Source organism: Granulosicoccus sp. 3-233 (assembly GCF_052681095.1).
In genome coordinates, this window is record NZ_JBQYLE010000003.1 from 569,481 (window position 1) to 592,467 (window position 22,987).

Consider the following 22,987-nt stretch of genomic DNA (forward strand, 5'->3'; position numbering starts at 1 on the left):
CCGCCTGTCACTCTCAATGAGACAGGAAGACGCGCACCGGAAACGCGATGGGCCGGTGAATACTGTCATGCGTCTCACCCGTGGCTGGAAATACGATAGTCTTGACACATGTTCGAGTCCACACGCCGCACCATCAACTTCACCCAGTACGAGCACATGCGCCTCGCCGGAATATTGGCGCAACACTGGGGCAACGATGACTTCGATCGTCCCGAGCTGCCATCGGCATCGTTCAACGCCGGTGTCGCCCTGCACGATCTGGGTTTTGGTACCTGCGACGAATTTGCCATCGGAGCCATGTCAGCCGTGGAACGCGCCTATACCCTGGAGCGGCTCATGAATACCGAGCTCAGTGATCGCGTTGCCGAAACCGTCGTCAAGCATCATGCGCTGCGCTTGATGGACGATGATGAACATGCCTTGCTGAAGAATGAATGCCGTCAACGCATTCGAGCGCTGGCCGAGACCACGCAGATCAGTGAAGCACTCTACCAACGTGCCGATGCCGTGACCGCCTTCTGCGACAGCGTCGCCTTCCATTTCTGTTTCGAAAAACCCTTCAAAGGTGCCGTCTCTGTCTACCCTCGCCGTGAAAGCCGGCAACGCCGCTCACTGAGTATCACGATGAACGGCGAAGGCCTGGTACAAGTCTCGCCCTGGCCCTTTGACCAGGCTTCGCTGGATGGCTACCTGCTGGCGTTCGAGCGAGAGACGTATCCGTCGACGCTCAGAGCAATACAGGTGCCTTGGGAGATCAAGCAGTAAGTTGCGGCAGTCGTGATGACTTGCTCTGCTGCACGTCATGCAGTGCAGAGCCTCACGGCCAATACCGTATCGACCACGCTCAGCGCTCCTGCTGCCGAGGCCAGTCCCGAGCCCGATTGAGAAAGTTGCTACTGGTCAGCCAGGCAGATCGACGCTGGACAGCTTTCAGGATTGAAGCACGTAGCGGCTGCAGGTCCTTGGGTCCTCAAGCAAGGCATAGTGACCCAGACCCGGTATTTGAATCAGGGAGCCCTGCGGCGCGACTTCTGCCGCAGCACGAGCCAGAGTCAACGGAGCCTGCCCATCGTCACTGCCCGTGAGCACGGTAACAGGAACCGACGTACCTGCCAGATGTTCCAGCGCCCCCGGGCGAGACAAAGCCAGTTCAGTCTGTGCATCGATATGTATCGTTGAATCATCGGCCATGGACAGAACGAGAGCCCGTGCCGCTACCGGGTCCCGACCTGCCATCGGCTGAAGTCGTGTTGCCAGCGCCGCGGCACCGCCCTGCTGCCGAACATCACGAGCAAGCGCAAGACGACCCTCACGCTTCAACGGATCGTCCGCATACGGGTTGAGTCCGAACAGGAGAAAACGCGATGCACTCAGGCGATCCGCCAGATGCGCTGCAACAATGGCCCCCAGTGAAAAGCCGCAGATGATCGTATTGGCGTCTGTCAGCCTTTCCAGATCCTCAAGATAGTCCTCCACGCCCGGGCGATCCAGCAGAACGACCTGCCGCGAACTATCCGGCACATTCAGACCATCGAGAAAGCCATCGAATACAGCACCCGTGCAGAGTGTTCCCGGCAACAACACCCAGGAACACTCATGGAACGACTCAGTAGCCATGAGTGCCTTCAGCCCGAGCAGGTTTGTCACCCTCTGAACCAATGAGTTCGCGTACGGCGCCGGACAGACTGCGAGTCAGGTGTGCAAAGTCGTTGCCCGGTGTCACCAGCGCACAGCCTTGATCGATTCGCTTGCGCGCCTCTGCCGCATCGGCACAGAAAATGCCCACAGGCATATTGCTTTTGCCGGCACTGGCCAGTACGGACTCGATGGCTTTTTCGGAGTTCGGACGAGGCTGCGTTACCCGCCCTTCCATCTCGAAGGCCAGATCATTGGGTCCCAGATACAGCATGTCGACCCCATCCACCGCCAGAATATCGTCGATTCGCTTGACGGCCTCTGCCGTTTCGATCATCGGAATGGCAAGGACGGTATCGTTGGCTTGCGCGACATAGTCCTGCCCGCCATAGAGCAGACCGCGAGAGGGTCCGAAACTGCGGTTGCCAATGGGTGGATATCGGCAAGCTGCCACCAGGCAGGCTGCCTGCTCGGGTGTCGAGATCATCGGGCAGATGATGCCGTAGGCCCCGGCGTCCAGCAGATGCATGATCCTGGCGGGATCGAGACTGGGGACGCGCACCAGCGGAATTGCCGGTGTTGCCGAGATCGCCTGCAGCATGTGCAGGGCCTCCTGAAAGCCCAACATGCCATGCTGCATGTCGACCGTCACGGAATGAACACCGGAGTGTCCCACTCCTTCCGCCGAATAGCTCGATGCGATGGACAACCAGGCATTGATGACCGGCTCACCCGAAGCAAGTCGTTTCTTGACCAGATTCGCACGCATCAACCGGCCCTCTTGTAGTTGCTCAATAGCGATGCCTTGGCAACATATCCGCCGGCATCCAGCGCCAGCCCCTCGGATAGCGCAGCCTCGATTACCGACTCCTTGAAAACCGGCATCTTGCGGTGATCACCTGATACCACCACAAGCAGCTCTGCCGGCTCCTCTCCCGTGGCTTCGATCGACCGCACGACGTCGGCAGGAATGGAATACGTCTCCCAGGCGTCGAGCGCCACAATGACATCGGCATCATCGTTGAACGTGACTCGTACGCTGCCGGAACGCATGATGAGTACCATCTTGTCCGGCAGAGAAAATGAACTGACACATTGCCCGGCCTGCAATCGCAACCATTCCACCGAGAACCCGTGTGGGTTGGTCACCGGTACGACATGTTTGCGATTCTGTGTCAATCCGAAGCCGATGACCGGCGCCATCTCCGCACCGCACCCCGGAAGTGATGCATCGATGAATGCCGGCAGGAACTGTCGATCGGACTCGGTCACGATGCGCCGCCGCATCTCTTCACGGGAAACTTCCCGCAGCTGCTCCACCTCGCTCGCCGGCATGGGTGCAATACGACCACTCTCGTCGGGTACGGCATCGCCTCGTGATGTATCGATCAGCGTATTCTCACTGGAAATGTACAGGCCATAGTCAGCGGCCTCACGGATGATGTCAGGATGGAAGATCACACCACCGGTGTTGTCACCGCCCAGAGCCGTGAAAAGCCAGCCGTCATCCGGCCCCGTATTGGTGAAACCGCGAAAAATCCAGGTGGGGACCGAGACGATGTCGCCTTCGTGCCCGACTATCTCGTTTTCTCCGTTCGATCCCCAACGGAATGTCCACTCACCCTTCTGCACGATGAACACCTCGGCAGTGAAATGAATGTGCAGATTGTTGGTGATACCGTTCGGCATTGCCGCAGCACCGATATTGAAACCATGAGGCTCCGGCAGATTCACGACTTGCTCGGCGGATGAGGTAACGCCGGGGCCGATGATGGAATAGTTCTCCTTCAGGTGTGAACCCGGCTTCTTGCAGTCGATGAAGGCCACCGTGCAAGAGACATAGTCGGAGCGTTTTATCCGGCGTGATTCGGCGTCTACTGTGGAGATTGTCGTCATTGTATTTTTTCCCTTGTCTGGTCTGTTCTGCCAGGTCAAGCGTCGAGACGCTGACCGGAATTCCTGTCGAACAGGTGTGTTCGGGCACCCTGCTTCGGTGTCAGGGCGCAGGGCGAATTGATGGCCGCTTCGAAGTCCGCGGGTCCTCTGGCACAGATCGATGATGTATTCTCGCGCAGTGTCACCAGGGTCGAATCTCCGGTCAGTTCCAGGGCGTAGACACTGCCCTTTATCGGCGCTGTCTCAGCGGTCGTAATCTCCAGATCTTCCGGGCGGATACCCAGGACCACATCCTCCCTGTTGGCCCCTTCAACCGGCAGGGAGATGCCCGGCGCCTCGAATCTTCCTTCGCTGATCCGACCCTCGATCAGATTCATGGGCGGAGATCCGATGAAACTTGCAACGAACAGATCAGCCGGCTCGGAGTAGATCTTCTTCGGTGTATCGAGTTGTACTATTCGCCCCTCGCGCATTACCGCAACCCGGTGGGCCAGCGTCATCGCCTCCATCTGATCATGCGTGACATAGACAGTGGTGACGCCAAGCTCGTGATGCAGGTGCTTCAGTTCGGCCCGCATGGTAACGCGCAACTTGGCATCCAGATTCGACAGCGGTTCATCCATGAGGAAGATCTTCGGTGTGCGCACAATGGCCCTTGCCAGGGCAACTCGCTGACGTTGTCCTCCAGAGAGCTCCGAGGGTCGCCGCTTCAACAAGGCGCCCAGCTCGACCTTGTCGGCCGTTTCCTGTACTCGTGCGTTTCTGGTCTTGCGATCCACGCCTCTCAACTTGAGTGGATAGGCAATGTTCTCTGCCACGGTCATATGCGGATACAGGCCATAGTTCTGAAAGACCATGGCGATATCGCGATCCTTCGGTGCCTTGTCGTTCACACGTTCACCGGCAAAGAACAGATCTCCGGCGGTGATGTCCTCCAGTCCGGCAATCATGCGCATCGTGGTGGTCTTGCCGCAGCCGGATGGTCCCAGCAGCACCAGAAACTCACCGTCATCGATGGTCAGGCTCTGTCTGGAGACCGCGAGAAAATTTCCATAGCGTTTTTCGACATCAACAAGCTGTACTTCGGCCATTTCCGCGTTCCCTTATTTGACTGCACCGGCTGTCATGCCGCGCGTGAAGTGTTTCTGGATGAGAAGTGCCATGATGAAGATCGGCACGGTGATCATTACGCCTGCGGCACTCATGAGCTCCCACAGATCACCTCGTTCTGTACGGAAGCTGACGAGCCCGACAGGAAGCGTCACGGCATCGCGACGGGTGAGAATCAATGCGAACAGGAATTCGTTCCAGGTCAGAATGAAGCAGAAGATGGACGAGGTCAGAATGCCCGGCGCTGCCATGGGCAACACGATGTCCCTGATGACCCTCAGCCGAGAGGCACCGTCGATCATGGCGGCCTCTTCACTGTCGGTGGGAATCGCATCGATGAAGCCCTTGATCATCCAGATGACGAAGGGTGTGACGATTGCCAGGTTCACGATGATCAGGGCAATGCGCGTATCGAGCAGATCCAGGGTGCGAAACATCAGAAAGAACGGCAGCACGATCACGACCGCCGGAATGAACTGGGTTGACAGGATCAGGAAAAACAGGAATTTCCGTCCCTTCACACGAAACCGGGAGAAGGAATAGGCGGCCAGCGATGCACACGGCACGGCGATCAGTACCGTTACCGAGGCAACTATCACCGAATTCAGCACCATGTCACCCAGGTTCCAGGGATCGGAAAATACCGTCACGAAATTGGACAAGGTGGGGCTGAAGTCCAGAGACAGTGAGTAGGCATCCCGCGGACGTTTGAAGGCCGTCAGGAACATCCAGAGAATGGGGAACAGAACGATGCACGAGATCAGCAGCAATACAGCGCGCTCGCTCCACCAGAATATGCTTTTCTTGTTCATGCGGTAGCCATTTTCCTTTCGCTGAGCAGCATTCGTACGTACCAGATCGATATCACCATCATGATTGCAGTAAGGATCCAGGCCAGCGCCGAGGCGTAACCCATGTCATACCATTTGAAACCGACATTGAAGATGAAGAAGGCCAGTGTTTCAGTGGACGTGCCGGGACCACCGCCGGTGAGCGTGACAACCTGATCGAACATCTTCAGGGCGAAGATCGTCTTCAGCACTGCGATGACAAGTAGTACGCCTTTCATCTGTGGCAGCACGATGCCGAAGATGATTCGCCAGGACGACGCGCCATCGATGCGTGCCGCCTCCTCGGTTTCCCGGGGGACCGAAGCCAGTCCACCGAGACACATGAACGTCATGTACGGTGCCCAATGCCAGACATCGGTCAACACGAGAATGGCCATGGCAAGATCCGGACTGGCCAACCAGGGCAGGCCTTCCAGGCTCGGAAAGACAGAGCCCAGGCCCTTGGCAATCACGCCGAACTCAGGGTTGAACATGAATCGGTAACTGACACCGATCAGGGCCGGACTCATGGCAAAGGGGAGAATGAGGATGACCCGCGTGAAGGTGTGCATCCTGCCCTTGCGACGCAGCAGCAATGCCAGCGACATGGCAATGAGCAGAGTGAGAATCACGCTGGTCACGACAAAAATGGTAGTGATCCATATCGAGTTCTGGAAACCAGGCTCGCTGAAGGCATGGACAAAGTTGTCGATTCCGACAAATTCACCCGGCCGGCGCTGCTTGGTGAGATCCCATTCGCGAAAGGCAGTCACCAGGGAATAGGCAAGTGGATACAGCGTCGTGGCCAGGACAATCAGGAATGCCGGAACCAGCAGTACATAGGCCAATGATCGATCCCGCATGGGACACCTCTCTGACGGGAAACAGGAGGCGAGCCCGGTCGGGCTCGCCGTGATTGACAATAATTCAGCGGATACGCTTGATTTCGTCGGCGGCGTGATTCAGCGCCGTGGCGGTATCGGTTTCCTCGCCACTGGCCAGACTGGAGATAGCCGTCTCGAGAATTTCAGACACACGGGGCCAGTTTTCGCCGAACTCCATGCCTTCCGCCGAGGCAAGTGCGTCAGCCGCGGCGGCGTGCATTCCGCCCCAGCGCTCATTGACCTGCTCATCGCGCAGGTTTGAAAAGTGGACGGACACCACTTCATTCAGAGCATCATCCAGCAGAATGTCTCGCTCGAGCGCCGGATCGGTAAGCCAACCCAGGTATTCGGCAGCCGCGCCCTTGTTCTCTGCACCTTCGGTGACTGAGAAGATCCAGGTGTTGGTGTAGGTTGTTCTGGGCGCATCCCCCACAGAAGGCAAGGCGGTAAAGCCGAGTTGGTCGGCCGTCACCTTGGATTGCTCAGGATCGGTCAATTGCGAGCGTACCCACCACCAGACCGGCAGCATGGCGGAGTTTCCCTGTTTGAAACTGTTGACGGCATCCTGCTCGACGAACGCCGCCGATCCTGCCGGTGCAATGCCGTCCCTGGTCAGAAAGCCGACATATTGTTCAGTAGCCGCAATGCCTGCGTCAGAGTTGAATACGGGCTCCCCGCTTTCATCGAACAGGTCGCCGCCATGGCCCCAGAGCAGATTCATCCAGACCATCAGGTTCTGGCCATTGAGCTTGCCATACGGTAGCGCGATGCCCGCGGATGCATCCGTTGAGTCCTGCAACGACTTTGCCGCTGCAACCACATCGCTCCAGTTGGAGGGGACGTCGACACCAGCCTGTTCAAGCAAGTCACTGCGATAGAACAGCAGTTGCACATGACCGCGAACCGGCAAACCCACAAGCTCGCCGTCCAGCATGCCATGGCGCAGATGAGCCGCCGGAAAATCTGCAAGATCGGTACCCTGCGCTTCCATTTCCTCACCTATGGGTTGGACCAGATTGCGCAGTGATGGCACCCACTGGTCCATGATCGACACGACATCGTAATCGCCTCCTGCGACCATCTCTGTGGTGAGTGCTTCCTTCATGTTCGGGAAAGGTACGTAATCCACCACGACATCGATACCTGTGGCATTTTCAAACGCCTCGAGCCGAGCTTCCTGAGCTTCGAACTGGCTCGATTTCACCGCCAGAACGTGCACGGACTCTCCCTCGTAGGGTTTTCCTTCCGTGGCTTCCCAGGCCAGAGCCTGGTTGGCAGCCACGACTGCCGCGAATGCGAGACCGCTGGTGATGCGCTTCATGAAGACCTCCCGTTGTGAATTCATGGCAACACTAACTTTCCTCTTCATCATTGTCAATAATATTATTGATAATATTGTCGATTGAATTGATGAGTGAATTTGATTAGGCTTCATCGCCAGATAGCGAGGAAGAACAGTTTGTTGAGGTCACTGCACAAAGAACTGGAAAACGACATCATCTTTGGTGTATACGCGCCCGGCATGCGTATCACCGAGGAGAGCGTGATGGCGCAATACGACGTGAAAAGACACGCCGTTCGCAGTGCGTTTGGCACGCTGGAGAGTCAGGGACTGTTGATACACAGGGCCAATCGCGGCGTCGAGGTCGTGGATTACACGCCGGATGATGTCGATGCCCTGTACGATCTGCGAATCGTGCTGGAAACCGCGGCCGCTCGGCGCACTCCCCTTCCGGTCGCTTCAGACATCATTCTGCAACTGGAGGAACTTGCCGCGCAGCACGCGAAGGCGGTCAAACGTGAGGATTTCCGCGAGGTCTACTGGTTGAACCAGTCATTTCACGAGTTGCAGTACAGCAGTTGCGAGAACCCGAGACTGGCCGCACTCATTGCAAGACATGCCCGCATGGCACAACCCATTCGGGTCGTGAAATATGATGACAAGCAGCACATGAAGGATATCGTCACTCAGCATCTGGCGATCATCAAGGCGATGGGTGGCAACTGCCAGGAAACCTATGCACAGGCTGTTCGTGACCACCTGCCGGCTTCCGCCGAAGCCTATCGCACGCTCTACGAGCGGCGATTCGGCAGTCATCGGGCGCTGCGCTGAAAGCGCTCGTCAGCCCAACAACCTGCTTGCACTGACACTGAATGGCTGCAAAAACACTTTCTCAGCCTGATTGCAGCGCACTGCACTGCTGACCCCATCCATCTCAACGCAGAATCACGAAACCCGCGGAATCCCCTGCCTGCCCTGCCAGCTCATTCTCTTCCACTACGGATGCTTCAAGCTGATCCACACGCGCACCCGGTGGACCGTGCTGCAGCCAGCGTTCGAACTCGTTCAGCTGCTCACTACTGCCGGAAGCGCCAGCCTCCACCGAGCGGTCCGGAAGGTTGCGGACCCACCCGCTCAGCCCCAGTCTCTGTGCTTCCCGCTGAGTCCAGTAGCGAAAGCCAACGCCCTGCACGCGCCCTCTGATGCGGAATTGTCGTGCGACTGCTGTCGTCATTTACCCAGACACCTCCGTCTACATTGCTCATCGCCGGACCCGGTCTCAGATCATCGGAATCTCGGAAGCACTGTCGTCCACCGTGTCCATCCGACAACTGCAATCAGGGCAATCACACCCTTTCCCCTCCATGCAGCGTGTCGAGCAGTATCGGCGACCATCGTCAGCCTTGATGCCTCCTTCCGGTCCGATCGTGCACTTGCAGGGTTCATGCGCACAGTGTTGAGAGCCTGCCATGAAATGTCTCCTGTTACCAGAGTCCTCCGAATTATAAGCTGACGCTGATGCCGTCATGGACGGATTGCAAAGGGTTCAGCACTCCCTGACACATGCCGCCGCACCCTGCCCGAGCACCCTGCCCGAGCACCCTGCCCGAGCACCCTGCCCGAGCACCCTGCCCGAGCACCCTCTCCCGAGAACCCTCTCCCAAGCACCCTCCCCTAGAACCCTGCAAGCCCACCCGAGCCCGTAAAACCATGCCACACAACAGGGTCGATTTGATTCGTTTCACGAATTCTGACTTCACTTTCAGCCCGCTTATATTGAAAGTGAATAGGCATATAGTCCTCCTCAACAGAATGTCACTCAAACAAGAGGAGTCAGGTCAATCATGTCACTCACTACACTGGAACGCGCTCGTGCGGTGGAACGGCCCAGCCGAGAAGCGATGCTGCAACGAGCACCCTCGGTACAACAGTTCTGGGGACAGAACAGAGATCTTTTTCAGGATGCCTGGAAGGAATGGGAAGAAGGCGCCGGACATCAAGACCTGATGCTGGACCGCAGCCTGTATGACCCACGGTTGCGAAACGCCATCGAACAGGCCTGGGAAGACCCTACCCGCGAAACGGCGGTTCGCGACTTGTGGACAGAAGTCTTCCCCGATGTCTATCAGGCTCAGTTCTTCGATCCCGATCGTCTCGGCGTGCTGCGCAGCTACCTGGATCAGGTTGCCAATGCGGAGATCCCGCTGCGCCCACCCTACGGTATCGTTCTGAATCGCGGTGGGGCCATGCTTGACTCCCGTTCGGAGGGCTATCTGGCTGCGCCGAACTTCCAGGCGTTCTATCGCGACCTCATGGACGCCTATATGCGCCCCGTCTCGCGTCTCCTGTTTCCGGACGTCATGGGGTATGACACGCAAACCTTCGGATTCTCCATACAGTGGCAGGAGAACAAGGACATGTCATTGCGTGCGCATTCAGATGCCTCTGCGGTGACCCTGAACATCAATCTGAACCTGCCCGGAGAAGATTTCGAAGGCTCTGCTGTCAGCTTCTTCGATCCGAAGACGCGCAAGGTGGACAAGATCACGTTTGCACCCGGCACCGCATTGATTCATCACGGCAGCGTTCCCCATGCATCCGAGCCGATCACGCGCGGCGAACGCTACAATTTCGTGCTCTGGCTCTATGGCGACAATGGTCAGATACCGGTGCGCGGTGCAACGCCTGTAGACATCGATCCGCATCAGCGCTGGACGGTGCCAGAGGCCAGACCGGACAGCTTTGCACCGTTCTGACGCTCATCCGCATTCCGGCCAGGCAACAGGCCCCCGGTCGTAGCCGCGCAGGCTGTCACGATCGGGGGTCGCAAGTAGTGAGCATTGTTACAGACGGATTACCGGCTACACAGATATTGCCCTCGCCGTTCTTCGTAATGCATTTTTCGTGAACCCGCCACCCCGATTGTGGTCTGATAGCGATAGCTGCAGTCTCACGACACGGAACGGAGAACCGATATGGCCAGATTTTCCACGCCCTCATTCTCGCCCTCCTGCTTACTGGGCCTCACCTGCCTCGCACTGACTACACCGAGCATGGCCGCCGGACTACCCGACGGTGCTGGCCGTGAATTGGTCGACGGCGTCTGTACGGCATGCCACCAGACCAATCAGATCACGCGTAGTTCTGGTTACAGCGCCGAGGGCTGGAAGGAACTCACCAGTACGATGATCGACCTGTCCGGCAGTCCACAGCAACAGAACGAGATCGTGCAATACCTGGCAGAGCACTTTCCGCCAAATACCAGACGGTCTCCCACACTCATGCCTGGAAACGTTGATGTCACTTTCGAAGAATGGCAGGTTCCGACCCTTGGCCAGCGATCACGTGATCCGATCGAAGCACCGGATGGAACGATCTGGTGGGCGGGTCAATGGGGTAATCTGATCGGTCGGATCAATCCCGCCACGGGCGACATGCAGGAATATCCATTGCCCGCCGGGGCCATGCCACACAGCGTGACCCTGGATCAGGCCGGCAATGTCTGGTACACGGGTAACAAGAACGGTACCGTCGGCAGGCTTGACGTGGAAACAGGGGATATTCGCGTTTACCCCATGCCCGACCCTGCTGCGAGAGACCCGCATACCGCCATCTTCGACGACACGGGAACCCTGTGGTTCACCCTGCAGCAGAGCAACATGATCGGCCGACTGAACCCCGAGACCGGCAACATCAAGCTCGTGAGCATGAAGACGCGAGGTTCAAGGCCCTATGGCATCAAGATCGACGCAGAGGGCTCGCCCTGGGTTGCCTGCAACGGCAGCAACTGCCTGGTGAAAGTCGACCCGGTGACGATGGCATTGACCGAGATCGAATTGCCGATTCCAGAAACCACTGTGCGGCGCCTCGACATCGCCGATGATGGCACGATCTGGTACGTCAATTCGTCTCAGGGACGCCTCGGTCGTCTTGATCCGGTATCAGGCGACATCCGGGAATGGCCATCGCCCAGTGGCCCGAAATCCCACCCCTACGCACTGGTGGTTGTCGATGGCATCGTCTGGTACAACGAGTCTGGCATGCGGCCGGATGCACTGGTTCGATTCGACCCTGCAACCGAAACCTTTCAGAGCTGGCCCATCCCTTCAGGCAACGTCCATGCCGGCATCATCAGGCATATGCGATCGACTCGGGACGGTGATCTTCTGATTCATCAGAGCAGCACCAACCGCATCATCAAGGTCAGGCCGGTACAGGGCTCCACGATGCAGTGAAGCGCTTGTCTGGGTGCGTGGTGGATGAACGCATTGATTCGATGGCGCAATCTTTCCTGTCTGGAGGTTGCCGGGCTCGCTTTCCTTGCGCAAACCTTGTCTGTATTCTAGGCAGGATAGTCATCGTTCACATCTCCCCATGGCATTACCACCGGATCTCCCCTCTCACTTGAGCGCCCTGCAGTCGCTTCTCGACGACTGCACACAAGATGACCTGTCACTGATCAATGCCTATATCGTCGAGCGGGCCAAGCAGCAACAGGCAGCCGATCGAGCCGAGCAAATGGCTCGATTTCGCTCCGGCGACCGCGTCACGTTCACGGACAAACAGGGCAAGCAGGTCAACGCAGTCGTTGTCAGGCCCAACAAGAAAACGGTCACCCTCAGGAGTGACGACGACCGGAAGTGGAATGTTTCCCCCGAACTGCTGCAGAAAGTCGAAAGCGCTGACAATGGCCGCAAGGAGCCAATCCAGTTGTCATTGGTCAGGGATGCCCGCACCACGCCCGAAGCTGCCTCGGCAACAGGCCATGAGCGGGAATGGGTTGCCGGTCTGATCGATGCACCGGGCTACATCACAGGCGAAGCCGGTGAGCCTTACCGACCGCAGATCTTTGCCTGGATGAACGAGATTGGTCAAGTGATCAGATTGACGCTCACCGGCCCGAACGAACCGGACCTCGATCTGGTCCAGGAACTCAGACAGGCGATTGACAAACCGGCGACAGGACAGGCTGGCGCACCTTCGCATATTCGAGTGAACGATGCCAGGCAGGCCGAACTACTGAAGGCATCCTTCCCATCCATCCGTTTCGTTTGCGCAGCAACGCCCGAGCTGACAGAACTGCAATCCACCATGCAGGAAGAAATGGGGTCAGCGGGAACCACCATGACGTATTCCTCAACAGGTGCCAGCACGGAGGCCATTGGTGAATTCTTCGACGCTGCCGCGAAGCTGTATCGCGCCAAACCCTGGAAGAGCATTCCTCACGACCAGAGCCTGATCAGCGTCACCATCGATGCCCTTGGCGTGAAGAACGCGGCGCTGTCGGTCATGGGCCAGATGGGGCAGCACTTCGGCATCATATTGTTCGATCAACTCGCCAAGCACGAACGGTTCACGCTCATTGGCGATGCAATTCACCGCGGTCAGGAGCCGGACTACCCGCCTCACACCTTCCTGTCGTACGAGCCCGCGAAGGAGATAGAGGCAGACATGCGCAAGGATATCTCCAGACATGGCTGGAAGGTCGCCAACACCAAGGCCTACCCCTTGTTGATGTCGCCGAATGAAGATCGCATCGTGCGTCCCATGACGCCTCGCGACCTGACATTGTTCACGGTCATTGCCGAGGCGCTTAGCTATGCCCTGTCAGCAGAAGAGTTCATCGACTCGCACCATGGTCTGTCATCGAGCAAGTCGAATCAGACTTTCTCGACCGAGTCGGGTCCTGTAACGGTCGAGCTGGAAACACCTTACCCCTACGAGAAAGTCATGCGTGAGAACGGGGCCCCGGATTCGATATTCGCGCGCCTCATCGCCATGGAGCGAACTCGAGAGGTAATGGATTGGGATCTGCATGACACTCTGAGCGAACAACTTCAGGAGAAGTACCTGGCCTCTCCGGAAGGCAGGGCAATTGGCAATGCAGCGAGTATTTCCACGTTGCTCATGAGTTTTTCGTTCAACTACATGAATTGCACGATTGCCACTCTCGTCCCTACCGACCTGGAAAGCATTCTCTACGAGATCATTCCCAGCAAGGTCATGATGCCGGCCTCCGAGGCCGCGAACATGATCGAGGACGCGCGGGCGTTCTTCAGTTTTCTCAAACGAGCCTATCAGTCGGTACACGCGGAGCGATGCCTGAGCGTTCTGACTGATGAAGCCATCGTCAGGATGACGGCGGCCATGGACAATCCAAACCTCTTCGGCATGGGCAAATCCGTTCTGAGTGAAGGGACAGGCTTTCCATTCGACCTGCCTGATATCCCGTCCGAACCTCTCAGACCGTCAGCCACCAAGCCCAAACCCAAGGACAGCAAATCGAGAAAGAAGCAGCGAGCCGCAAGCAGAAAGGCGCGCAAGAAGAATCGTTGAGCTGAGGACGATGTCGCCAGGATTGTTCACCGCAACGGTCGGTGCTAGATTGCCCGCATGAGCAAACAGCTGATCGAACAATTCATCGCCAGGCGCCTCAGTGGCGATGGTCTGGTGGATACGCAGGTGAAGGGAGTACAGCTCTTCCGGGTCACCCACTCCGTTCGCTGCGCTCCGGCGATCTACGAGCCCACTATCGTGGCCATTGTTCGAGGGTCGAAGGAAGCCATTCTGAATGGCAATCGCTACGCCTATGACAGCGGACAATACCTGTGTTGCACGATGCCGATTCCGGTGGAGGCAGGCACACCCGATGCCTCGCCGGACAATCCGCTGCTGGGCGTGACGGTGTCCCTGAATACCCGCGTGATGAAGGAACTTGCCATCGAGATGGAAAGCACGACCACCTCACCGCGAAGACCCGCGAGTGGCCCGCTCCCTCAAGGACTCGTCCTTGCTCGATGGGATGAGGCATTTTCCGATGCACTTTTACGGCTGCTGCAACTGGAGGATAGCCCGGCAGATTCAGCCATATTGGGCGATGGTCGACTGCGGGAAGTCTATTACGCCTTGATGCAGGGCGATGCAGGCGAGCCTGTGCGGCGTGCCTTCGGCGTGGGCAATGAAATCGCTCGTGCCATCGAGTATCTGTCTTCCCATCTGGACAAGACCGTCACCATTGAAGACATGGCTTCACAGGCGGGCATGAGCCGAGCCGTGTTCCACCGGAAGTTCAAGCAAGTGACCACGATGTCACCAGTCCAGTTCATGAAGGCCATGCGACTGAACACCGCTGCCATGCAGATTGCCAGTGGCACGAACGTGAACGTCGCCGCCACCAAAGTGGGCTATGTGAGCTCATCACAGTTCAATCGGGAATTCAAACGTCTGTACGGACAGTCTCCCGGGCAGTGGCGCTACTCCTTGCAGTTGCCGGCGAACGGCTGACTCCCCGTCACCGCGACAGTCATCTTCACCAGTCCCTCGATCAACACACGCAACTCGTCGACATCGCGCGCATAGTCCTTGAATCCGATGGCTGAAGCGGTGAGAACCTGTGCAACCGCACCAGGCGTCAGACTGTGCAGTGCCAGGGCCTCGCTGCTGGTTTCCAGACTACCGGCCACGCTGGATTCCATTGCACGATAACCGTCCTCGATGACATCACTGAGGAAGTCATGCGTGCAATCCATCAGTTCACGGGCATCGGGTGCCGAGTGAATCAGCTCGAAAGGACGCACTATCCAGACATTCAGGATGAAGACGAGTTTGGCCGCTACCGATTCATGCCCATCGATATCCGTCTCCACCTCTTCCACGGCGCGCGCCAGAAAATCGACGGCCACCGCCCGAAAAATGGCTTCCTTGTTCGGAAACTGCTGATACAGCGCGGGACGGGACATACCTGCCTCCTCGGCAAGATCACCCATCGTGGTACGACGAAAGCCATAGCGAATGAAGACTTTCAGCGCCGCATCAAGAATTTCATGTCTATCCTTGCTCATGCTGTTTACATTCTGACATTTTTCGTTATTATGTCAGAGCTTTTCGGCCGATACAACGATCGATTCAGCAGAACAATGCATGCGTCCATGCAATGACGTGCTTTTGCAGCATGGCTCGCACTGGAATACAACGTGATATTCCGATTTCTCGAGGAAAACCATCAATGTCATACCGGATACATCGACTGATACCGGCCATTCTTCTACTGCTGTGCAGCAATGCGGTTCATCCGCAGCAATCCGGCGAGGAGTCTTCCTCCAGCGACTCGACATCTGCACAGCCCGTACCGCGCCCTGTCAAGCTCATCGAAGTGGCGCCCAACCGACTGGCGTTCGAACGTACCTTCTTTGGCCAGGTGGTCGCCCCGCAAACCGTCGATCTGGCCTTCCAGGTGAGTGGCAGACTGCAAGAACTACCCATCATCGAGGGTCAGGAGATTGCCGAAGGTGAGCTTGTCGCCCAGCTCGATCTGAACCCTTTCGAACGTGGCCTGGAGCGAGCCCGTGTCGAACTGGCGCAGGCACAGCGCAATGCCGATCGCACCACGAATCTGCGCAGCTCCAATTCGGTGTCTCGCGTTGAGGCCGAGGATGCCCAGTCGGCGCTGGAGCTGGCGAAGCTGGCGTATGACGATGCCGAGAAAGCCTTGCAGGATGCCAGTCTGTATGCCCCCTTCGATGCCATCGTCTCGGCACGAAACGAGTCGAATTTCTCCACGGTGGCCGCTGGCACCCCGATAGCGCGGCTGCTCGACTTGCATGAACTCTGGATCAATGTGCACGTTCCCGAAATTCTCTTCCGGCAGCAATCCGGCGCCTCCCCCGAAGATCTCGACATGTTCGCCGTCTTCCCCGGTTCGGATACACGTTACCGACTCGAGTTTCGCGAATACAACGCGGAAACCTCGACCGTCGGGCAGACCTATGAACTCACGCTCGGCATGCAACAACCCGACGACCAGCGCATCTTGCCGGGTGCATCAGCCATGGTGACAATCCGGCTGCTGGGAGGCGATCGTGACCTTGTCGTGCCCGCAAGCGCCCTGTTCGGCGACAGCGATCATGATCTGGCCGTCATGGTTTTCGAACCCACTGACGAGGAAGGGCACGGTACCGTCAGGCGGCAGAAAGTCGCGGCAAGTCCGCAGGCCAGTGGCACCACGTTCACCGTGACGGACTTGCAGGAAGGCACGCTGATCGTTGGCGCGGGAGCGTCACTGCTCGAAGAGGGCCAACAGGTCCGCCGGTTCCAGGGCTTCGACGAGTAGGCTGACATGTCAATTGCACGAGGTTCTATCAACCAGTCGCTGCTGACCTGGTTGCTGATACTGGTCTGTCTGCTGGGCGGATGGTGGGGTTACAACAGCCTGGGTCGGCTTGAGGACCCGGCCTTCACGATCAAGGAGGCCGTGGTATTCACCACCTATCCGGGCGCGTCAGCCGAAGAGGTTGCGCGCGAAGTCAGCGAACCGCTGGAAGCGGCCATCCAGAAGATGGGTGAAGTGGATTCGGTGCGCTCGACCAACCGGCCGGGCACCTCACTGATCAATGTGGAGATGAAGTCCACCTACGGACCCGACGAATTGCCCGGCATCTGGACCAAGCTTCGCAACCGCATTTCCGATGCGGAACGCACGCTCCCCCAGGGGGCTTCGACGCCACTGGTCAACGACAGTTTCGGTGATGTGTTCGGGGTGTTCTATGCCGTGACGGCCACCGGCTTCAGCGACGCCGAGATTCATGGCATCTCGACCTTTCTCAGACGCGAATTGCTGGCAGTTGACGGCGTTGCCGATGTGGACGTCGCCGGACTGCCGGAAGAAGCCATCTTCGCCGACGTGTCGATGCCACTGGCCATCAATCAGCATATCGATCCGCAAGTGGTTGCCGCTGCCATCAGCTCCGCCGACAGCTTGAGCGAAGCCGGAGAACTGGTGGTAGACGGCATGGCAATCCGCATGCAGATTCCCGATGGTTCCGATTCGCTGAATGAGATCGGTCACCTGTCCGTCGGCATCGGCGGCGATACCCTGAACCTGGTTGACATCTCCAGAATCAGTCGCACTCGGGTGGATTCGCCCTCACAGATCATCCGCTTCGATGGCGTCGATGCATTCACTCTGGGTGTGGCCGGCCTGGGCAACGAGAATATCGTCGAGATCGGCGCACGTGTCGATGCCAGACTTGCAGAACTCGAGGCGGAAATTCCCGTCGGTGTGGAATTGCATCCGATCTACCGCCAGCATCAGGTGGTCGAGACTGCCACGGATGACTTCATCATCAATCTGTGCATGTCTGTGGCCATTGTGGTCATCGTGCTGGCACTGTTCATGGGCTGGCGTGCGTCCGTCGTGGTCGGGGCTACCCTGCTACTGACCGTCGTCGGCACGCTGCTGTTCATGGCCCTGTTCTCCATTGAAATGGAACGCATCTCTCTGGGGGCACTGATCATCGCCATGGGCATGCTCGTTGACAATGCCATCGTTGTCGCCGAAGGCATGCAGATGTCGATGCGCCGTGGCGTATCCTCGCGCGATGCGGCGGAAGACGTCGGCAGCAAGACGCAATTTCCGCTGCTGGGTGCCACCGTCATCGGCATCATGGCCTTTGCCGGCATCGGACTGAGTCCCGATGCTACCGGAGAATTCCTGTTCTCCCTGTTCGCGGTCATCGGCATCTCCCTGTTGCTGAGCTGGGTACTGGCGCTGACCGTCACGCCCCTGCTGGGCCATTACCTGTTCAAGGTGGGTGATGGCGATGCTGCCAACAGCGATGGTTACGACAGCGCGGTCTTTCGCGGCTACGCCTCTGTGCTGCGCTCAGCGCTGAGATTTCGCTGGGGGGTGACTGCGGCACTACTCGTCGTGACTGTCCTGTGCTACATGGGTTTTGCGAACATCAAGCAACAGTTCTTTCCGCCGTCGAACACGCCGATGTTCTTCGTACACTACAAGTTGCCCCAAGGTGCCGATATCCAGCAGACATCGACGGCCATGACGAGCATCGAGCGGTGGTTGAGCGAGCGCGACGATGTCGTTAATTTCTCGACCTTCATCGGCCAGGGTGCGACTCGCTTCATCCTCACCTACTCGCCGGAACCCACGGATGAGTCCTATGGCCACATCATTGTGCGGACAACCGATCGCGATGTGATTCCTGACGTACAGCAGGCACTGGAAGCCTACGCTGCCGAAACCGTGTTCGAGGGAGATTTCCGTACCGAACGGCTGATCTTCGGTCCGGGTGGGGGTTATCCCATCGAAGCCCGTTTCAGCGGTAGCGACCCGCTGGAGCTGCGTCGTCTCGCGGCCCAGGCAATGGAGGTCTTCCGCGGCTATCCTGAGGATCTGGAGAACCTGCGCACCGACTGGCATCAGCCCGAGATCGTGTTGTCGCATGTGTATGCGGCAGACCGGGCCCAGACCGTGGGTGTGACGCGCGACGACATCGCCGGTGCCCTCGCCTTTGCCACCACCGGTGTGCAGGCAGGCACCCTGCTCGAAGGGGAAAGACAGATACCGATCATTGCCCGGCAATCCGTCGAGTCGCGCGATCAGCTGCAGAATCAGGTGCTGTTCGCCAGCTCTACCCAGGAGTTCATTCCGCTTGAGCAGGTGACCGACGGACTGCGGGCAAGTGTCCAGGACACCGTCTTCAAGCGGCGTGATCGCGTGCCGACAATTACCGTGCAGGCCGCCATCGGTTCTGACGAAACGGCAGCGGCGATGCATGCACGAGTACGCGAGCAGATCGAGGCCATCGAGCTACCGATCGGCTACAGCTTCGAGTGGGGCGGTGAGTTCGAGAACTCCACCGAAGCGCAGACCAGCCTTGCCGGACAGTTGCCGGTGGCCTTTCTCATCATGGTCATGACCTCGATCGTGTTGTTCCGCAAGCTGCGCCAACCGCTGATCATCTGGCTACTGGTACCGATGTCGGTCAATGGGGTCACGCTGGGGCTGCTCGGCACCGGCCTGCCATTCTCGTTCACCGCCCTGCTCGGACTTCTGAGTCTGTCGGGCATGCTGATCAAGAACGGTATCGTGCTGGTCGAGGAGATCGACATCGTGCGCCGGTCCGTGGACAAGCTCGATGATGCCATTGTCGAAGCATCGGTCTCACGTCTGCGTCCCGTGTTCCTGGCAGCCGTCACCACCATCCTGGGCATGACTCCCCTGCTGTCTGACGCCTTCTTCGCCAGCATGGCAGTCACGATCATGGCCGGTCTGGCCTTTGCGTCGATACTGACAATGATTGCTGCCCCGGTGTTGTATTACATGTTCTTCCCATCGGCACGCAAGCGCTCGCAGACTGCCGTTGTGGCGGAACATGTATCATGAAACGCGTTGTCATCTTCGGCGCCACCGGCACAGTGGGTGCCGGTGCCTTGCTGGAATGTCTCGACCACCCGGACATCACCGAAGTCATCTGCGTGCTCAGGCAAGCGACCGGGCGTTCCCACCCCAAGCTACAAGAAGTGATACACAGAGACTTCAGTGATTTCACGCCGCTGGCATCGGAGCTCAGTGGGGTCGATGGCTGCCTCTGGGCCATCGGCGTACCGCAAACGGGCCGCAGCGAGCAGCAGTACACGGAAATCACGCATGATTATGCGGTCGCAGCCATTCGCGTGCTGCATGAACAGAGTCCTGGCTGCTGCTTCGTCTTCATTTCAGGTGCCGGAGCGGATGAGACGGAAACCAGCAACACCTTATGGGCCAGGGTAAAGGGGCGAGCCGAAAACGAGGTGCTCGATGCCGGGTTCGCGCGCTCAATGATCTTCCGGCCCGGTGCCATCGTGGCAAAACGCGGCATCAAACACAGCGTTCGCCTGTACGGACTCTCCTCCTTGCTGGCACCGCTGATGCGCCCCTTCGGCATGGCAACCTCCACCGTCGAGATCGGACGAGCCATGATTGCCGCAGTGCTTGGCAAGCACCTTGGTGAGCCTGGACAGGTTCGTTTCGAATCGGCGGGGATCAACAAGCTGGCGATGGCGTGTCCGATGGTGGATGAGAAGGTCGGTTGAGCGAACTCAAAGGCGGAGCTGACTGACTGCCTTCTGTCGCTCTACATGGCACCGTCCACCAAAGCAGCGACAACCAATTGAGCAAGTGCCAAGCAGTCATGAAACGTATCGAACAGTTTCATGTTGAACGTTCGCGCCTACCTACAAAGCAATCTCGAATCGGACCAAGCTTTCCTTCACGGTTCAATCTGATCTGTCCACCTAGTGTGGAGTAGTTTGATTTCACTACACAGCATTGTCGATGTCTCGTCGGTGGGCTCCTGACTCGAAGTTCAGACTATACAAGCACGTCATCAACGCACGTTCTGTTCAGGGTACAGACTGCTCTCTGGAAAAATTCAACATTGTCCACCTCGTTCATAGGCTGAATATTCAGGACAACAGCGATCAGGCTCCGCTGTTCAGCTTCACTGGTATGACTACCCGGCACAGCGGACCCTGCGTCTCCATATTACGACAACCAATCTCGTTCCTCTCACGGAAACATTCTGATTGAGCGACTCCAATGTCGAACGGGTTGTTCAGCGACAGCAACTCTCCTCAATACCCCGTTCATGTGGTATGCCGTGACGACTCCCTGGTGCAAAGATATCAATCCCAATTGCTGCACAATAGTGCGCGTACAAAAAAAACGCACCGCGATAAAGCAAAAAAAAGGCCAATTTAAAAATATATAGGATATAGAAAACTACAATCCATTGTTTTATATATAGTTTTTGCTTGTGGCATTGAATGTGCTGAAGGTTACATCTGTGTGATTCCCACTTCAATCACAAACAGGAACACAGAAAATGAACACGTCAGTCGCTGAAATCGAATGTTTTACGCAGAGTGCTACAAGAAGTAATGGCCAGAGCGTCATTTCACTCGATGGTGTGAAAAAGACATTCTCCGGAAATGATGGAGAACTTATCGAGGTCATTCAGGACATTACGCTGGACATAAAGCAGGAAGAGTTTGTAAGCATCGTTGGACCCAGCGGCTGTGGAAAGAGCACGATGTTCAACATAATCGCCAGCCTGCTTGAGCCTACAGACGGTAGCATCACTCTGTATGGGAGTGACCCAACCTGCGGTGCACGCATCGGCTACATGCTTCAACGAGATCTCTTGTTCCCGTGGCGCACCATAATCGACAATGTCTGCCTGGGTCTGGAAATTCAGGGTATGCCCAAACGACGGCGATATGAATTGGCCCGAGAACAACTGTCGAGATATGGCCTTGCCGATTTTGCAGATCAATACCCCAACACTCTTTCCGGCGGAATGAGACAAAGAGTCGCATTGATACGCACACTGATCACCGAACCAGATCTGATACTTCTCGATGAACCATTCTCAGCTCTGGACTACCAGACCCGCCTGGTACTGGAGGAAGAAATCGTTTCAATCCTCAAGGAAAACCATAAAACAGTCGTGCTTATCACACATGATATCGGCGAAGCCATTGCCATGTCTGACCGAGTAGCTGTAATGACCCAACGACCTACTTCGGTCAAGAAAATCTACGACGTAGGACTCTCGAGAGAGTTGGGCTCATGTTTGAAAGCACGAAGCGATGCCAGATACCAAACTATGTTCGATAACATCTGGGACGATCTAGATATCCAGATATCGGGAGCTGCATCATGAGCGAAACCATTCTTCACAAACACGTGATTCGAGCCGGCAGCGTAAAGGAGAACAATGAAAGCCTGACCCGCAATACATTCCTTATCGACAATCTCTGGAGAGGCGCGGCCTTCGCAGTTGTAATAATCTTTTGGCAGATTGGTACTGATCTCGGTTGGATCAACGCGTTCCTGATGGGCTCGCCTCTTGGAATCGTAAAAGAGGCTTTACGCCTTATTCAGTCTGGTCAGTTACTCAGTGACACCGTCGCTACCGTATATGCAACTGTTACAGGATTTCTTATCGGAAGCTCCCTCGGCTCAATAGCAGGTTTGCTTCTGTGGTTTTCGAGAACTACAGCTCGTATTCTTGATCCTCTGGTCGTTGCACTCAATGGCCTACCCAAGATTGCTCTAGCCCCCATGATTATCATCTGGTTCGGCTCTGGCATGTTTTCGAAGATCATGCTCGCTACTGTCGCTACATTTGTAGTTGCCCTGCTTTCAGCCTATCAGGGTACACATCAGATCGATAAGAACCTGATCAACCTCATGCGATCACTAGGCGCCAGTCGCCGAGAGATCTTCACCAAGGTAGTTGCTCCAGCCACCTTGCCATGGATCATATCCGCTTTCAGGTTGAATATCGGCTTCGCGCTGATTGCGGAAATAGGTGGCGAATTCATCTCTTCAGACCGTGGATTGGGAAGAATGATCTTTGTAGCGGGGAACCTCTTCAATCTCAATGTCGTTTGGGTAGGGGTCACCATGCTGATGATTGTTGCCATCGCACTCTACGTCTTGATCACTCAAGTCGAGAAACGACTTTTGCCATGGGAACGTGGCAACCACTGACCCCCCAGCACAAACT

General features: G+C 57.0%; 20 protein-coding genes. 11 read left to right on the forward strand and 9 right to left on the reverse strand.

Annotated features, from left to right (window positions below; translation table 11 throughout):
* The first annotated feature begins 108 nt into the window (after positions 1–108).
* On the forward strand, positions 109–765 hold the full coding sequence (locus ACUNV4_RS11785) for a DUF3891 family protein (RefSeq protein WP_430878741.1): 657 nt from the start codon (positions 109–111) through the stop codon (positions 763–765).
* A gap of 165 nt (positions 766–930) precedes the next feature.
* Here ACUNV4_RS11785 and ACUNV4_RS11790 read toward each other — a convergent pair whose 3' ends face one another.
* The 7 genes from ACUNV4_RS11790 to ACUNV4_RS11820 form a co-directional block, all read right to left on the reverse strand.
* The gene (locus ACUNV4_RS11790) at positions 931–1,617 is read right to left on the reverse strand and encodes an alpha/beta fold hydrolase (protein WP_430878742.1); all 687 of its coding nucleotides are present in this window, start codon (positions 1,615–1,617) and stop codon (positions 931–933) included.
* Positions 1,607–2,404: an HpcH/HpaI aldolase family protein gene (locus ACUNV4_RS11795; RefSeq protein ID WP_430878743.1), complete on the reverse strand. Its 798-nt coding sequence runs from the start codon at positions 2,402–2,404 to the stop codon at positions 1,607–1,609. Before ACUNV4_RS11795 ends, ACUNV4_RS11790 begins: the two co-directional genes overlap by 11 nt.
* On the reverse strand, positions 2,404–3,531 hold the full coding sequence (locus ACUNV4_RS11800) for a hypothetical protein (RefSeq protein WP_430878744.1): 1,128 nt from the start codon (positions 3,529–3,531) through the stop codon (positions 2,404–2,406). The genes ACUNV4_RS11795 and ACUNV4_RS11800 overlap by 1 nt, the downstream gene beginning before the upstream one ends.
* Before the next feature lie 35 nt (positions 3,532–3,566).
* Positions 3,567–4,622, reverse strand: a complete 1,056-nt coding sequence (locus tag ACUNV4_RS11805; RefSeq protein ID WP_430878745.1) for an ABC transporter ATP-binding protein — start codon at positions 4,620–4,622, stop codon at positions 3,567–3,569.
* Positions 4,623–4,634: 12 nt separating this feature from the next.
* The gene (locus ACUNV4_RS11810; RefSeq protein WP_430878746.1) at positions 4,635–5,453 is read right to left on the reverse strand and encodes a carbohydrate ABC transporter permease; all 819 of its coding nucleotides are present in this window, start codon (positions 5,451–5,453) and stop codon (positions 4,635–4,637) included.
* Positions 5,450–6,334, reverse strand: coding sequence for a carbohydrate ABC transporter permease (locus ACUNV4_RS11815; RefSeq protein ID WP_430878747.1), 885 nt, complete (start codon positions 6,332–6,334; stop codon positions 5,450–5,452). Before ACUNV4_RS11815 ends, ACUNV4_RS11810 begins: the two co-directional genes overlap by 4 nt.
* 64 nt (positions 6,335–6,398) lie before the next feature.
* Entirely contained in the window at positions 6,399–7,700 is a 1,302-nt protein-coding gene (locus ACUNV4_RS11820; protein WP_430878748.1) for an ABC transporter substrate-binding protein, read from the reverse strand.
* Positions 7,701–7,817: 117 nt separating this feature from the next.
* Between ACUNV4_RS11820 and ACUNV4_RS11825 the strand changes: the two genes are divergently transcribed.
* Entirely contained in the window at positions 7,818–8,468 is a 651-nt protein-coding gene (locus ACUNV4_RS11825; RefSeq protein ID WP_430878749.1) for a GntR family transcriptional regulator, read from the forward strand.
* A gap of 103 nt (positions 8,469–8,571) precedes the next feature.
* On the opposite strand, the gene ACUNV4_RS11830 is transcribed toward ACUNV4_RS11825, so the two are convergent.
* Positions 8,572–8,871: an acylphosphatase gene (locus tag ACUNV4_RS11830; protein WP_430878750.1), complete on the reverse strand. Its 300-nt coding sequence runs from the start codon at positions 8,869–8,871 to the stop codon at positions 8,572–8,574.
* A 610-nt stretch (positions 8,872–9,481) separates the two neighbouring features.
* Between ACUNV4_RS11830 and ACUNV4_RS11835 the strand changes: the two genes are divergently transcribed.
* From ACUNV4_RS11835 to ACUNV4_RS11850, 4 genes are all read left to right on the forward strand, one after another.
* Positions 9,482–10,393, forward strand: a complete 912-nt coding sequence (locus ACUNV4_RS11835) for a hypothetical protein (protein WP_430878751.1) — start codon at positions 9,482–9,484, stop codon at positions 10,391–10,393.
* Positions 10,394–10,612: 219 nt separating this feature from the next.
* Entirely contained in the window at positions 10,613–11,872 is a 1,260-nt protein-coding gene (locus tag ACUNV4_RS11840) for a Vgb family protein (RefSeq protein WP_430878752.1), read from the forward strand.
* A gap of 169 nt (positions 11,873–12,041) precedes the next feature.
* Positions 12,042–13,973 carry a hypothetical protein gene (locus ACUNV4_RS11845; protein ID WP_430878753.1) on the forward strand — a complete coding sequence of 644 codons (1,932 nt, stop codon included), beginning with the start codon at positions 12,042–12,044 and terminating at the stop codon, positions 13,971–13,973.
* Between the two features lie 57 nt (positions 13,974–14,030).
* On the forward strand, positions 14,031–14,921 hold the full coding sequence (locus ACUNV4_RS11850) for an AraC family transcriptional regulator (protein WP_430878754.1): 891 nt from the start codon (positions 14,031–14,033) through the stop codon (positions 14,919–14,921).
* Here ACUNV4_RS11850 and ACUNV4_RS11855 read toward each other — a convergent pair.
* The gene (locus ACUNV4_RS11855) at positions 14,891–15,478 is read right to left on the reverse strand and encodes a TetR/AcrR family transcriptional regulator (RefSeq protein ID WP_430878755.1); all 588 of its coding nucleotides are present in this window, start codon (positions 15,476–15,478) and stop codon (positions 14,891–14,893) included. The genes ACUNV4_RS11850 and ACUNV4_RS11855 overlap by 31 nt on opposite strands.
* A gap of 164 nt (positions 15,479–15,642) precedes the next feature.
* On the opposite strand from ACUNV4_RS11855, the gene ACUNV4_RS11860 reads away from it, so the two are divergent.
* The 5 genes from ACUNV4_RS11860 (at position 15,643) to ACUNV4_RS11880 (ending at position 22,971) form a co-directional block, all read left to right on the forward strand.
* On the forward strand, positions 15,643–16,746 hold the full coding sequence (locus tag ACUNV4_RS11860) for an efflux RND transporter periplasmic adaptor subunit (RefSeq protein WP_430878756.1): 1,104 nt from the start codon (positions 15,643–15,645) through the stop codon (positions 16,744–16,746).
* A gap of 6 nt (positions 16,747–16,752) precedes the next feature.
* Positions 16,753–19,818: an efflux RND transporter permease subunit gene (locus ACUNV4_RS11865; protein ID WP_430878757.1), complete on the forward strand. Its 3,066-nt coding sequence runs from the start codon at positions 16,753–16,755 to the stop codon at positions 19,816–19,818.
* The gene (locus ACUNV4_RS11870; RefSeq protein WP_430878758.1) at positions 19,815–20,507 is read left to right on the forward strand and encodes a hypothetical protein; all 693 of its coding nucleotides are present in this window, start codon (positions 19,815–19,817) and stop codon (positions 20,505–20,507) included. Before ACUNV4_RS11865 ends, ACUNV4_RS11870 begins: the two co-directional genes overlap by 4 nt.
* A 791-nt stretch (positions 20,508–21,298) precedes the next feature.
* On the forward strand, positions 21,299–22,138 hold the full coding sequence (locus ACUNV4_RS11875; RefSeq protein WP_430878759.1) for an ABC transporter ATP-binding protein: 840 nt from the start codon (positions 21,299–21,301) through the stop codon (positions 22,136–22,138).
* Entirely contained in the window at positions 22,135–22,971 is an 837-nt protein-coding gene (locus ACUNV4_RS11880; protein WP_430878760.1) for an ABC transporter permease, read from the forward strand. Before ACUNV4_RS11875 ends, ACUNV4_RS11880 begins: the two co-directional genes overlap by 4 nt.
* Positions 22,972–22,987: the final 16 nt, after the last annotated feature.

Excerpts from the sequence above, each read along its gene's own strand:
- ACUNV4_RS11785 (WP_430878741.1), top strand. The coding sequence starts at position 109 with ATGTTCGAGTCCACACGCCGCACCATCAACTTCACCCAGTACGAGCAC.
- ACUNV4_RS11830 (WP_430878750.1), bottom strand. The coding sequence starts at position 8,871 with ATGACGACAGCAGTCGCACGACAATTCCGCATCAGAGGGCGCGTGCAG.
- ACUNV4_RS11880 (WP_430878760.1), top strand. The coding sequence starts at position 22,135 with ATGAGCGAAACCATTCTTCACAAACACGTGATTCGAGCCGGCAGCGTA.
- ACUNV4_RS11820 (WP_430878748.1), bottom strand. The coding sequence starts at position 7,700 with ATGAATTCACAACGGGAGGTCTTCATGAAGCGCATCACCAGCGGTCTC.
- ACUNV4_RS11815 (WP_430878747.1), bottom strand. The coding sequence starts at position 6,334 with ATGCGGGATCGATCATTGGCCTATGTACTGCTGGTTCCGGCATTCCTG.
- ACUNV4_RS11840 (WP_430878752.1), top strand. The coding sequence starts at position 10,613 with ATGGCCAGATTTTCCACGCCCTCATTCTCGCCCTCCTGCTTACTGGGC.
- ACUNV4_RS11855 (WP_430878755.1), bottom strand. The coding sequence starts at position 15,478 with ATGAGCAAGGATAGACATGAAATTCTTGATGCGGCGCTGAAAGTCTTC.
- ACUNV4_RS11790 (WP_430878742.1), bottom strand. The coding sequence starts at position 1,617 with ATGGCTACTGAGTCGTTCCATGAGTGTTCCTGGGTGTTGTTGCCGGGA.
- ACUNV4_RS11835 (WP_430878751.1), top strand. The coding sequence starts at position 9,482 with ATGTCACTCACTACACTGGAACGCGCTCGTGCGGTGGAACGGCCCAGC.
- ACUNV4_RS11870 (WP_430878758.1), top strand. The coding sequence starts at position 19,815 with ATGAAACGCGTTGTCATCTTCGGCGCCACCGGCACAGTGGGTGCCGGT.
- ACUNV4_RS11850 (WP_430878754.1), top strand. The coding sequence starts at position 14,031 with ATGAGCAAACAGCTGATCGAACAATTCATCGCCAGGCGCCTCAGTGGC.
- ACUNV4_RS11795 (WP_430878743.1), bottom strand. The coding sequence starts at position 2,404 with ATGCGTGCGAATCTGGTCAAGAAACGACTTGCTTCGGGTGAGCCGGTC.
- ACUNV4_RS11875 (WP_430878759.1), top strand. The coding sequence starts at position 21,299 with ATGAACACGTCAGTCGCTGAAATCGAATGTTTTACGCAGAGTGCTACA.
- ACUNV4_RS11810 (WP_430878746.1), bottom strand. The coding sequence starts at position 5,453 with ATGAACAAGAAAAGCATATTCTGGTGGAGCGAGCGCGCTGTATTGCTG.
- ACUNV4_RS11805 (WP_430878745.1), bottom strand. The coding sequence starts at position 4,622 with ATGGCCGAAGTACAGCTTGTTGATGTCGAAAAACGCTATGGAAATTTT.
- ACUNV4_RS11865 (WP_430878757.1), top strand. The coding sequence starts at position 16,753 with ATGTCAATTGCACGAGGTTCTATCAACCAGTCGCTGCTGACCTGGTTG.
- ACUNV4_RS11800 (WP_430878744.1), bottom strand. The coding sequence starts at position 3,531 with ATGACGACAATCTCCACAGTAGACGCCGAATCACGCCGGATAAAACGC.
- ACUNV4_RS11860 (WP_430878756.1), top strand. The coding sequence starts at position 15,643 with ATGTCATACCGGATACATCGACTGATACCGGCCATTCTTCTACTGCTG.